Raw genomic sequence first — 12971 nt, forward strand, 5'->3', positions numbered from 1 at the left:
ATTGTTTTAAGCACAACTTAAATAGAGTTTAACTGCGCAATGGTGTTTTGACTCATTTGTAAATAATGACGAAGCGCTGAGCCCGTTAAATTTTTTGTAGCAGGTAATTTAACCGTGATCGGGTTAACCGGTTGTTGATTAATCCAGAATTCGTAGTGAAGATGAGGACCTGTAGAGCGACCTGTGCTACCAGATAACGCAATTCGATCACCACGTTTTACTTTTTGTCCTGGTTTAACCAGTAATTTATTTAAATGCATATAACGTGTGCTGTATTGGCGGCCATGCCGGATAGTTACAAGGTTTCCCGCGGCACCAGTGTGTTTGGCAACCAAAATTTCTCCATCCCCTGTGGCTAAAATGGGCGTTCCTATTGGCATTGAAAAATCCACACCTTTATGAGGCAAAATCCGGTTTGTCACTGGATTAAGACGCTTTGGATTAAAACCAGAAGAAACCTTGAACTGTTTTAACGTAGGGAAACGCATAAAACCCTGTGCCAGGCTTTCCCCTTTTTCATCGTAAAATAAACCATCTTCATCTCGTATCGCGTAATAGTTTTTGCCTCCTGAAAAAATTCGAACGCCCAGTAATCGGCTTTGATTATTTTCGCCATTTAAGTATTCGCGCGAGAATAACGTAAAAAATGGATCGTTTTTCTGTAATTTATTAAAATCGAGCTTCCACTGTAATGCCTTTACAACAGCGTGTATTTCAGAAGCATTTAATCCTGCTTTTTTTGCACTGTTGATGAAATTACCATCTAGATGCCCGTTCAAGAGGCTAGAATGCCATTCGCCTTTCTGAAGTATTTGAGTTTCTTTGAAATGATGGTCTAGGCGATCATAAATACGAGTTTCACTCCTGGAAACTCTCCAGGTTAATTGCTCTAAATTGCCATCTCCGTTAATTTTCCAGGAGATCTCCTGACCTGTTTTTAAATGACGTAATGCGGGATTATTGGCCGACAGCAACGCAATATCTGAAATATCAATACCATATTGTGCTAAAACAGTTTCGAGGGTGTCCCCTGATGCAATGACATGCTCCTGAACGTTGTTGGCATGAATTTCTTGATCATTTAATTCATCTTCAGGTGTCTCATCAAATTTGGATTGATCTGATTGATCAATAAAGTCCGTATCTTGAGGTAAAGACGAAGTAGAAGGGATATGAGAAACCCGCGATTCCATTTTTTTTTGAGGAGAATGCATGAGAGTTTGTAACAAAATAAAAAATAAAATAAGGAAAGCGAATGAAATGAGCATCAAACGCTGGAGGCGCCCTAAATTGTGATAAACCAAAGCGATGTTCTGAGTTAATTTTTGCAATGGAAGATCCCTATTCGTTTTATTTTAAGCAAGCATAATATTGCATTGATAACTCAAGCAGAAATTTCATATAGCTGTCTTTATTCATTGGAATTTTGCTTCCTAATGGATCTAAAACTCCTGAGCGAACGGCTGTGCCCTGAGCCAAAGCATTAATAACGGCGGGCTTAAATTGAGGCTCAGCAAAAATACAGACTGCTTTTTTAGCAGTGAGCTGAGATTTAATTTGATGTAAACGTTCTGCACCCGGCTGGATTGAAGGATTGAGCGTGAAGTAGCCCAAGGGAGAGAGATTAAACTGTTTTTCAAAATAACCATAAGCATCATGAAAAACAAAATATCCTTTTTTTCTAACAGGATAGAGCATATTCGCAATTTTTTGAATAGTTTTATTTTTTTGATTTTTAAAATTTTTTAGATTTTCATCTAATCTTTTTTTATCATTAGGATGTAATTTTAGTAGCTGATGGTGAATATTGATTGCGATTAATGTCCCTATTTCAGGTGATAGCCAAAGGTGCATATTATAAAAATTTGCACGATGCTCATGTTGGCCCGAATCTTGACTGGATATCAATAAACGCTGTACTTCAGGTAGTTCAGAAATGGTTATTTTTTTATTGACGGGTATGGATTTTAACGCTTTAGCTAAAAAGGCTTCCATTGTTGGATCAACCCAAACAATTAAACTGGCGTTATTAATGGCCTGAATATCCGATGGCCGCAACGCATAATCATGCGGAGAGGCACCTATCGGTAATAAAACTTTTACAGGCATAACGCCGTCTGAAATCGCTTCAGCAATAAAACCAAGGGGGCGTATCGAAGTCACAACTGCAGCCGATACCATTTTAAAACAACAGGTTGCGATTAAAACCACCGCACAAATAGCTTGATGCAAATTTATTTTTCTTTTTAAAAAATTGAAATGGAATAACATCATGAATATTCGCTCTGGTAAATTTAGTGTAATATTATAACATTATATGTATTCTCAAAATCAAATCATATGTCTTCATTAATCACTTTAAATAAAGTATCAGTTTTTTTTGGCGCAAAAAAAGTTTTATCAGACATTTCTTTTTCTCTCTATTCAGGAAAGATACTCACTTTAATCGGCCCTAACGGCGCAGGTAAATCTACTCTTGTACGTATTATATTAGGTTTGATTTCTCCAACCGAAGGAAGCGTGATCCGTCAATCTCATCTGCAAATAGGCTATGTTCCTCAAAAATTACATTTAGATCCGAATTTGCCTTTAACAGTAAAACGTTTTATGAGCTTAAAACCAAAAATAAAATTAGAGCATGTTTTATCTGCGTTGGAACGCGTTAAATCTTTGCACTTATTGAATGAACCTATGCAAAAATTATCGGGAGGAGAAAATCAAAGGATATTGCTGGCTAGAGCGCTTCTTAATAAACCCGCAATTTTGGTATTGGATGAGCCCACTCAAGGGGTCGATTCTAATGGTCAGTTGGCCCTATATGACTTAATAGAAAAGTTAAGAAATGAACTCAATTGTGCGGTTCTGATGGTCTCTCACGATTTGCATTTAGTGATGGCGCAAACAAACGAAGTCCTCTGCCTTAACCAACATATCTGCTGTTTTGGTGTCCCCAAAATGATTTCTGTGCATCCGGAATTTATCGCGATGTTTGGCAATTCGGGGGTTGAGCGTCTGGCCCTCTATCGTCATCATCATGATGCAAAAGAAGAAAAAAAATCGCCACACTGGCACTCAACTCATGATTGAATTACTTTTTCCTGGCTGGCTGGCTGGCATATTACTGGCCACTGCCGCAGGGCCGTTAGGCTCTTTTATCATTTGGCGACGCATGTCTTATTTTGGCGATACTCTCGCTCATGCTTCTTTATTGGGTGTCGCTTTCGGGTTGTTACTTAATGTTAATCTGTTTTATGCAGTGATTTTTATTACCTTATTATTGGCGTGCTTGCTTGTGTGGTTAGAGGGGCAATATCAACTCCCTGTGGATACTTTGTTGGGTATTTTAGCACACAGTGCTTTATCTCTTGGTTTGGTCATTGTCAGTTTAATGTCCAATGTCAGAATAGATCTCATGGCGTACTTATTTGGAGATTTATTATCCGTGACAATCGCTGATATTCTTTTAATTGCATCTGGAGTCATGCTCGTATTATTGTTATTACTTTGGAAGTGGCGTCAACTGCTTTCAATCACAATCAGTGCCGAGTTAGCTTATGTAGAAGGCATTAATTTAAAAAAAAATCAAATGCTTTTGATGTTCCTTGTGAGTCTGACCATTGCCCTTTCCATGAAATTTGTGGGTGTCTTGATCATCAGCTCGTTGTTAATTATCCCTTCTGCGACCGCTCGTCGTTTTGCTCACACACCTGAACAAATGGCAGGCACAGGTATTATAGTAGGTGTTTTAGCTGTGACCGGCGGGTTGGCTTTATCTGCTTTTTATGACACCCCTGCTGGCCCTTCTGTTGTGCTCTGTGCCACAGTAATGTTTTTACTGAGTTTATTAAAAAAATCCCAAAATCTTTGATGGTTTTTTATTTTATTTAAAAAAGCATTTATTGAGCGATAAAAATAAAATTTTTAATAAAAAACAAATTTTTTACAAAATTTAACTATTTTTTATTAATTTTTTATCTTCAATAATACATATCTCACCCTTAAAATAAAAAATATATTAATTTTATGTAATTAATTTTAATAAAAATATAAATAATAAAAATATAAAAAAATCTTAATTTAAGAAAAAAAAGAAAATGAAATAAAAAATGAGCTTTAATAATAATTAATAATTTATATTCTAATATTTATATTAAAATTGGCTTGTTATAAATAATTAATACATGAGATAATCTTTATTAGAATTTTTAAATAAAAATTAATTAATAATTAATCAGATTCTAAAATTTAGTTAATAAAATAAGAGAGCCGCCATTTTTATTTTTTAAATAATTTTAATGGATGCGAAAAGGTGTTTAAATATGAAAATATTTATTACCTATAATATAAAAAATCCATATAACAGAAAATAGGTATTCATTCATATGGAGACAAGTGAGATCGCATTTAAGTTAGAAGGGAGCGTTCTTTTTCCTCCTTCAGAACGCTGTTTATATGGTGCGGATGGTTCAGTGGCGATATTAACTGAAAATAATTTAAGATTTTTATTATTGCTTCTTAATGGTGTTACAGAAAAAGAAGAAATTATTAATCAGGTCTGGAAAGAACAAAGAGGAGCAGTCAGTGAGAGCAGTTATTACGGTCAACTGTATATGTTGAGAAAAGCATTTCTACAGGTAGGATTAAAAGAGTCTCTTATTCGCACCATTCCTAGAAAAGGAGTACAATACACTGGTAACGTCACTCGAATCCTTTGGTCTGATCATTGTGAAAAAATAGAAGAAAAAAATCATATTGAAATAAAAAACAATACTCAAAAAGAAAAAAAAAATCATTATGAAATAACTCAACAATATTTGATGAAAAAAAATTTCACGCAAGGAAAACAAAATTATTTTTTCAATTCAAAATGGCAGAAATTAATTTCTATATTAGCCATTTTTGGAATTTGTTGGTTATCTTTTTTATTGATGTTAATTTTAATTATTCTTTTAAAATAAAGATAAAAAACAACATTTGATTTAAATCAAAAATATTTATAAAAATAAACATTTTTTACTTTAAAATTTAACTATCATTTAAAATAGTAAAAACAAAAAAGGTTACTCAAATTATTTATTAAACTCATGCCATATATATCCCTCTTTTTTTATCATTTCTATAGATGCCTCTGGGCCCCAAGTGCCCGCGGCGTAAAATTTTGGTGTGAGATATTCTGTTTCCCAAGCCTGTACGATAGAATCAACCCATTTCCAGGCCTCCTCAACTTCATCTCTACGAACAAAGAGAGACTGGATCCCTCGCATGGCTTCCAATAAAAGACGCTCATATGCATCTGGAATTTGTTGATTAAAAGTTTCAAAAAAACTCAAATCGAGCTTGGTCATTTGTAATCGATGCTTATGATTTAAGCCTGGTACTTTATTGAGTACCTGAATTTCTATCCCTTCATCAGGCTGCAAACGAATAATCAATTTATTTTGTGGGAGCGACTGATAAGAATGATGAAATAAATTCACAGGGGGAGGTTTAAAGTAAATCACCACTTCAGAACATTTTTCTTTCAAGCGTTTCCCTGTGCGCAAATAAAAAGGAACACCCGCCCAACGCCAATTATCGATATCTACACGAATAGAAACAAAAGTTTCAGTATTGCTGTTTTTGTTTGCACCCGTTTCTTCTAAATACCCTGGTACGTTTTTGCCATGAATAAAACCTGAAGTATATTGCCCCCGTACCGTATTTTTTTTTACATTCGATGCATTAATAGGGCGTAATGATCTCAGAACTTTCACTTTTTCGTCACGAATACGGTCGGTTGTGAGATCGACGGGCGGTGCCATAGCAATCATGGCTAACACTTGCAACAAGTGGCTTTGCACCATGTCTCTCATTTGTCCTACATTATCAAAATAACCCCATCGCCCTTCAATCCCGACTTTTTCCGCGACGGTAATTTGCACCTGATCAACAGTCCGGTTATCCCAATTTGCAGAAAAAAAAGAATTCGAAAAACGCAGTGCCAACAAATTTAGCACGGGCTCTTTCCCTAAATAATGATCAATACGATAGACCTGTGATTCATCAAAATATGTCGCCACTTGATCATTAATCGCTCTAGATGAACTCAAATTGGTGCCTAAGGGTTTTTCCATCACAACTCTAGTGGGCTTATTATTGAGCTTCGCTTGTGCCAATCCTTTACAAATGGATCCAAAAGTGTCAGGAGGCATTGCGAGATAATTGAGAGTGATCCGGTTTTTTTGGTCCAACATCATTTTTAAACGCACAAAATGGTCGTTTTCTCTCACATCTAAAGTGCAAAAATCAAGACGGGATTGAAATTTTTGCCAAAGGGGGTTTTCCAAATCCTTTATTAAAAAGGTGTGCAAGGATTCTTTGACAAATTCTGAGTAAGTATTTTTGTCCCAATCAGCGCGCCCCACACCTATGATACGAGTGTCTGGATGAAGGTAATTTGCTTTTTCGAGTTGATAAAGAGAAGGAAGAAGTTTTCGACGCGCTAAATCACCTTTCGCACCAAAAATCACAAGATCACAGGCTTGAGCGGCTTTATTGACAGCCATATTTGTTTCCTTTAGAGACACTATGACGACTGAATAAAAAAATAAAAAAATAAAAACAAAGATATCATGTTTGAGGTGACCGTCACCGTAGCGCTTGGTTTTGTCAGAACCAAAGCGAGGTGATGATCAATCGTCCAAGAAACTTTTTAATACATCTGAACGACTTGGGTGGCGTAATTTACGCAATGCTTTTGCTTCAATTTGACGAATACGCTCACGTGTGACATCAAACTGTTTACCCACTTCTTCTAAAGTATGGTCGGTGTTCATGTCGATACCAAAACGCATTCGTAATACTTTTGCTTCACGAGCCGTCAAACCTGCGAGTACATCGTTGGTGGCCAAACGCAAGCTTTCTGACGTCGCTGAATCCAAAGGCAGCTCTAGTGTTGTATCTTCAATAAAGTCTCCCAAATGTGAATCATCATCGTCACCAATCGGGGTTTCCATAGAAATAGGCTCTTTGGCTATTTTTAAAACTTTTCGGATTTTTTCTTCAGGCATCAACATGCGTTCTGCTAATTCTTCCGGTGCGGGCTCTCTGCCCATTTCTTGCAGCATTTGACGAGAAACACGATTGAGTTTGTTGATGGTCTCAATCATATGCACTGGAATACGGATGGTACGAGCCTGATCTGCAATCGAACGCGTGATGGCCTGACGTATCCACCAAGTGGCATAAGTTGAGAATTTGTAACCGCGACGGTATTCAAATTTATCGACGGCTTTCATCAAACCAATATTGCCTTCCTGGATCAAATCTAAAAATTGTAGGCCCCGATTCGTGTATTTTTTAGCAATAGAAATGACCAAACGTAAATTGGCCTCAACCATTTCTTTTTTCGCCCGACGCGCCTTGGCCTCACCTATCGCCATACGACGATTAATATCCTTGACCTGCTCAATAGATAAACCGGTTTCTTCTTCTATTTGTCGTAATTTTTGCACGTTACTTTGAACGTCTTCCAATACATCATTGAGTTTTTCTACCCAAGGTTTTTTCATCGCTAATGCCGTTTTGAGCCAGCTATTGTTGGTTTCGTTATTCAAAAATAATTCTATGAAATTTTTCTTGGGCATTTTGCATTGTTCAACACAAAGCTTAAGAATCAATCGCTCTTGAACTCGCACTCGATCCATCATGGATCGCATACTGCTCACCAAATAATCAAATTGTTTTGGTACTAAACTGAACTGTTTAAAAATTTCCGCCAGCTTTAAAATTTCAGTGGCAGTGGTCAGATGATGCCGGCCCTTTTGCTTTATCGCTGTGCGAGTGCTTTCATATTGTGCCCGTAATTCAGAAAATTTTTGCTGTGCTAACTCAGGATCAATGCTGTTATCGTCCTCAACTTCGCTTGTGTCAGAGTCCTCTTCGTCATCAATTTCTGAATCTGAAAGCTCAGAGCCAACATGAATGGCACCAGGAAGTACGTTTTCCTGAATGTTAGGATCAACAAAACCATTGATTAAATCCGATAATCGGAGTGCGCCCAGCTCAACACGATCATATTGCTCTAACAAATAAGTGATGGCTTCGGGATATTCAGCCACCGAACATTGCACTTGATGAATGCCTTCTTCGATGCGTTTAGCAATGTCAATTTCACCTTCTCGTGTCAGTAATTCAACGGTGCCCATTTCACGCATGTACATGCGCACAGGATCAGTGGTACGCCCAATTTCGGATTCAACACTCGAAAGCACCTGTGTGGCTGCTTCAACAGCATCATCATGAGTTTCTCCTGTATTTTCCGCCAGCATTAAATCATCTGCATCTGGGGCTTGTTCTACGACCTGTATGCCCATGTCGTTAATCATTTGAATGATGTCTTCAATTTGATTAGAATCAACAATATCTTCTGGCAGATGATCATTGACTTCAGCATAGGTCAAGTAACCCTGCTCTTTACCGCGGGCAATAAGTAATTTGAGTTGTGACTGTGGGTTTTGTTCCATAAGGCTGTCCACACTGGTATCTGGGTTGGTATTCATCGGCAAAAAATAGCCAACAATCGTTTTTTGGGCTGATATTTATCGCCGCTGCCCAAAAAAAAGCGGCCATGATAGAGTGGGTTCTCCTTGTTTATTGCCAATGAAGCTTTTTGATGCCTCATTTTTTTTTACTGAGGGTTTCTGTAATCAAACGAACTTCTTGTCGTTCCGATGTGTTTAAACCTAAAGGCGCCCTCGCTCGGGCAATAAGTATTTCTAATCTTTGTTGCAAAATCGAATCAAAGAGATGATTTAAAGCATCTGTAAAAATGATTTGTATCATTTTCTCTTCTTTAAACTCCATGTCTCCCCAAGCAGAGAGTTGTTCTAGCTGTTTTTGGCATTCTTTGCCGCGGTAAAGCTCTAGCAAGTGTGCTGTATTCAAACCAGGACATGCAAGACAATGCTCTAATAGCTCAATAAAAAGCGTTAATCCCGCGATGCGTGCCTGTTGAATATCGTCCAAAGAAGGCACCATTTTCGCTAAGCGTGGATTTTGTATCAGTAATGCAATCAATACACGCATCGTAGTGGGCTTTAATTGTTTCGAAGAAGGCATCTTGCTCACTCCCTTTTTGGGCAGTAATCTATCTAACAGATGATCTTCCAAGATGCCTAATTTTTTACCTAATTCTTGCCTTAAATAAAGCCGTAGTGTTTCTCCTGGTACTTGATTAATTAAAGGTAAAGCTAATGAACTCAATTTTGCGCGTCCTTCCGGGCGATTAAGTTCAATACCGAGCATCACGGTATCAAATAAAAACGCTGAAAAAGACTGAGCCTGTTCAATTCGCTGTTCAAACGCCACTTTCCCTTCTGAGCGAAGTAAGGTATCTGGATCTTCGCCTTCAGGTAAGAAGATAAAACGCAATTGGCGACCGTCATTCAGATAAGGTAATGCGGTTTCGAGAACACGCCATGCCGCTTTTCGACCTGCTTTATCTCCATCATAACAACAAACAATTTGATCGGTGGTTCGAAACATTAACTGAATATGTTCTTCAGTGGTGGCAGTGCCCAAAGAAGCGACGGCATAACGAATACCAAACTGTGCTAAAGTCAGCACATCCATATAACCTTCTACCACTAATAATAGCTTAAGATCAGATTGGCTGAGTTTTGCCTCATATAATCCATAGAGTTGGCGACCTTTATGAAAAATATCTGTTTCAGGTGAATTCAGATACTTTGGCATCTCTTGGTTTATAACACGGCCCCCAAAAGCGATCACGTTCCCTCTTTTGTCACGAATAGGGAACGTAATTCGTTCACGAAATCGATCGTAAATTCGCCCGTTATCACTGGTCACCAGCATCCCCGCGTCTTTTAGCTCAGACGTATTTTCATGGCCAAAATGATCCAGCAAATTACTCCAGCCCGGTAAAGCGAATCCTATAGAAAAAAGCTCAATGGTAGAGTCATTCAATCCACGTTGGGCTAAATAATGTCGCGCTTTATAAGCGGCCGGATCTTTCAGAGACTTTTGATAAAACGCATTGAGCTTTTCCATCCACTGATACAAATTGTACCTTTGATGACGGCGTTGTTGCACCTGTTCTTTTAAGGCATCCGTTTTTTCACTCGGCACTTCTAAACCATGAATTGAGGCTAATTCTTCAATACTTTCAACAAATTCGAGGCGTTCAAATTTCATTAAAAAATCGATCACATTACCGTGTGCTCCACAGCCAAAACAATGATAAAACTGCTTTTCATCGTTCACACTAAATGAAGGCGTTTTTTCATGATGAAAAGGGCAGCAGGCATAAAAATTTTTCCCTTTTTTTTTCAGAGGTAACCGCGCGTCTATCAGAGCAGCTATATCAGTGCGTGTTAACAAGTCATTGATAAATTTACGAGGAATTCGTCTAACCATAAGCGTTTAGTCGCCTGTAAAAAACGCGAAAAAGCTGCGCATTTTTGATTTAAAATGCACAGCCTAAAGTCAATATCATTTTGTCTTGATTCGATCGATATCCAGGTTCATGAAAGCGAACACCTAACTCTGCATCAAATCTCAATATTATTGATCAGAAAAACGGAACGTGATGACGAATAAAACTTTAATCTTAATAAAGTCGAGTACGGCGGGCGTTTTCTCTGGCTAATTTCTTAGCATGACGTTTTATAGCAGAAGCACGAGCACGTTTACGTTCAGTGGTAGGTTTTTCATAAGACTCACGACGACGAACCTCAGCTAAAATACCTGCTTTTTCGCAAGAACGTTTAAATCGGCGAAGAGCGACATCAAAAGGTTCATTTTCACGTACTTTAATTATAGGCATATGCCTTTTACCCCAAAATCAACATTAAACTGACTTTACACCGGCTCCTGTGCCAGCATTCTTAAAAATAGTGCCGAATTCTACTGCAAAGACCGCTTTCTTGTAAAGCAGCGCCTTGTTCTTACTTTTATTTCCTAAGTTCCTGCCTACTGGTGATTGCGCTTTTCGGTGACTGTGGTGCGCTCTATTATCTCTGATTAAAAAAGTCTTAAAGGAAACTGTGCCGGCATCACAGATGGTCAAAAAACAACTTGAGCATTTATTTGAACCATCGGCAATCTATTTTAAAGATCTAATTAACCTCGCTACAATTTAGACAGATGGCATAACGATTTAATGGATCTTTTAAAGACTGAACAAAATCAGGAGAATGTCGATTGAATATGCTCACGATATCAGACAGCGGCGACTGCATTTTAAAAGCAAAAGGCAGAGCCGTATTTATCTGATCAAATAACATATCTCTGAAGTTAAGTTGATCACCAAACTGATAGAGTTGATAATTTTTTAGATTTGCTAATTCTGCCGCTTTTTCAACAGCGTCATCAAAATCACCGAGCTGGTCTATCAAACCATTATTTTTAGCATCCAAACCCGTCCAAACACGACCTTGAGCAATAGAGTCAATCTGCTTAGGATCTTGATGTCGAGCTGCTGCGACCAATTTAACAAAAGTTTTATAGCCATTCTCAACATTCATTTGCATGATTTTAGAAAATTCAGGCGATAAATTTTTGGTGATAGAAATATCAGATAAGGGCGAGGTACTAACGCCATCAGTTGAAACCCCAATGCTTTTTAACGAATTTTCAAAGGTATTGATCACACCAAAAATGCCAATAGAGCCAGTCAGAGTGCTTGGGCTGGCAATAATATAATCCGCAGGGGTAGAGATCCAATATCCCCCAGAAGCGCCCAATCCGCCCATCGAAACCACCAGCGGTTTTTTAGCTTCGTGCAATGTGGCTAATTCAGAGCGAATCAATTCTGAAGCTGAAACACTGCCACCGGGGCTGTTCACACGTAAAATCACCGCTTTAATTTTGGGGTTTAAACGTGCTTGACGAATTTCGTAGGCAGCATCCTCTCCGCCTACGTTATTTGGTGTTTTAAGACCGTCTGTAATCATGCCATTCACAAAAATAACGGCTATCTGATGGTCATTTTTTGTGGGGTCTATTTTAAGTTTAAGATTATACTCATAAATGCTAATAAAATTAAAATCTTCATTTTTTTGATCCCATCCAAAAACACGAACCAATTCTTTTTCGACTTCTGAACGAGAAGCTAATTGATCGACCCATTTGTTATTCAAAGCATACTGAGCGGTATTTCCACCGTTGGCTTCTAATCGACTCAATAACTCTGGGATTGCAGGGAAAAATTGTTCCGCCGTTAAATGACGATTTTTCGCCACAACTTCAAGATAATTTCGCCATAACTGATGAATCCAACGTTGATCTGCCTCTCGGGCATCAGGCGACATATCATCTCGCGTAAAGGGTTCAACCGCAGATTTATAAGTCCCTACACGAAAAATATGACTGTTGATCTTTAGCTTATCTATAAGAGATTTATAGTAAAGCTGATGAGTTGCAAACCCGTGTATATCTACTGTTCCTTGGGGGCTTAAATAAATTTTATTGGCGAAGCTGGCAAGATAATATTGTTCCTGAGTATAGCTATCACCTATCGCATAGATGGGCTTTCCTGTCTCTCGAAATTCGAGAAGCGCCTTCCCAATATATTGTAAAGACGGTTGATCGATCGCGATTAAATGACTTAATGATAATACTAAGCCGTTGATATTATTATCGACTTTGGCTTGACGCAACATGTTTACGATATCAAACAGAGAATTTTCTTGAAGCTTATTTTTGTCCCGTTCTAATAATTTTTTGCTCCACTGGCGAAAAAGAGTATTGGTAGCGGGTTTATCTTGTACAACACCCGTTAAATCAACCAATAGTGCCCCTTTTACCGGCTCAAGGGGTTTATTTTGAAAATGGAGATAGGTCATCACTCCAATTATAATCAATAACAAAAAGCATAAATTTAGAACCAATACTCGCATAAAATTAATTGACCGCCATATCCAGCGAATAAAACCGCCCATGAATTGCCATACAGTACGCATTTATTTTCC

The 12971-nt window shown here is 37.9% G+C and carries 10 protein-coding genes; 3 read left to right on the forward strand and 7 right to left on the reverse strand.

What is annotated here, in order from left to right:
- Window positions 1-17 precede the first annotated feature (17 nt).
- Both mepM and znuA read right to left on the reverse strand, forming a co-directional pair.
- Window positions 18-1331, reverse strand: a complete 1314-nt coding sequence (mepM, locus tag AACL23_RS08690) for a murein DD-endopeptidase MepM (protein ID WP_339051219.1) — start codon at window positions 1329-1331, stop codon at window positions 18-20.
- A gap of 19 nt (window positions 1332-1350) precedes the next feature.
- A complete protein-coding gene (gene znuA / locus AACL23_RS08695) occupies window positions 1351-2271 on the reverse strand; it encodes a zinc ABC transporter substrate-binding protein ZnuA (RefSeq protein WP_100097095.1) in 921 nt (306 codons plus the stop codon).
- 69 nt (window positions 2272-2340) lie between these two features.
- Between znuA and znuC the strand changes: the two genes are divergently transcribed.
- From znuC to AACL23_RS08710, 3 genes are all read left to right on the forward strand, one after another.
- Window positions 2341-3087: a zinc ABC transporter ATP-binding protein ZnuC gene (gene znuC / locus AACL23_RS08700; protein WP_015873212.1), complete on the forward strand. Its 747-nt coding sequence runs from the start codon at window positions 2341-2343 to the stop codon at window positions 3085-3087.
- A complete protein-coding gene (gene znuB / locus AACL23_RS08705; protein ID WP_015873211.1) occupies window positions 3080-3868 on the forward strand; it encodes a zinc ABC transporter permease subunit ZnuB in 789 nt (262 codons plus the stop codon). Before znuC ends, znuB begins: the two co-directional genes overlap by 8 nt.
- Before the next feature lie 514 nt (window positions 3869-4382).
- Entirely contained in the window at window positions 4383-4958 is a 576-nt protein-coding gene (locus AACL23_RS08710) for a winged helix-turn-helix domain-containing protein (RefSeq protein ID WP_100096327.1), read from the forward strand.
- A gap of 111 nt (window positions 4959-5069) precedes the next feature.
- Here the strand turns inward: AACL23_RS08710 and zwf are convergent, their stop codons facing one another.
- From zwf to sppA, 5 genes are all read right to left on the reverse strand, one after another.
- The gene (gene zwf / locus AACL23_RS08715) at window positions 5070-6545 is read right to left on the reverse strand and encodes a glucose-6-phosphate dehydrogenase (protein ID WP_015873208.1); all 1476 of its coding nucleotides are present in this window, start codon (window positions 6543-6545) and stop codon (window positions 5070-5072) included.
- A 126-nt stretch (window positions 6546-6671) separates the two neighbouring features.
- Window positions 6672-8540 carry an RNA polymerase sigma factor RpoD gene (gene rpoD, locus AACL23_RS08720; RefSeq protein WP_339051224.1) on the reverse strand — a complete coding sequence of 623 codons (1869 nt, stop codon included), beginning with the start codon at window positions 8538-8540 and terminating at the stop codon, window positions 6672-6674.
- A 118-nt stretch (window positions 8541-8658) separates the two neighbouring features.
- A complete protein-coding gene (gene dnaG / locus AACL23_RS08725) occupies window positions 8659-10416 on the reverse strand; it encodes a DNA primase (protein ID WP_339051226.1) in 1758 nt (585 codons plus the stop codon).
- A gap of 193 nt (window positions 10417-10609) precedes the next feature.
- Window positions 10610-10825 carry a 30S ribosomal protein S21 gene (gene rpsU / locus AACL23_RS08730; RefSeq protein ID WP_015873205.1) on the reverse strand — a complete coding sequence of 72 codons (216 nt, stop codon included), beginning with the start codon at window positions 10823-10825 and terminating at the stop codon, window positions 10610-10612.
- A gap of 292 nt (window positions 10826-11117) precedes the next feature.
- Entirely contained in the window at window positions 11118-12962 is a 1845-nt protein-coding gene (gene sppA, locus AACL23_RS08735; RefSeq protein ID WP_339051228.1) for a signal peptide peptidase SppA, read from the reverse strand.
- Between the last annotated feature and the right edge of the window lie 9 nt (window positions 12963-12971).

This window comes from Candidatus Williamhamiltonella endosymbiont of Tuberolachnus salignus (genome assembly GCF_964019775.1).
GTDB classification, from domain to species: domain Bacteria; phylum Pseudomonadota; class Gammaproteobacteria; order Enterobacterales; family Enterobacteriaceae; genus Hamiltonella; species Hamiltonella defendens.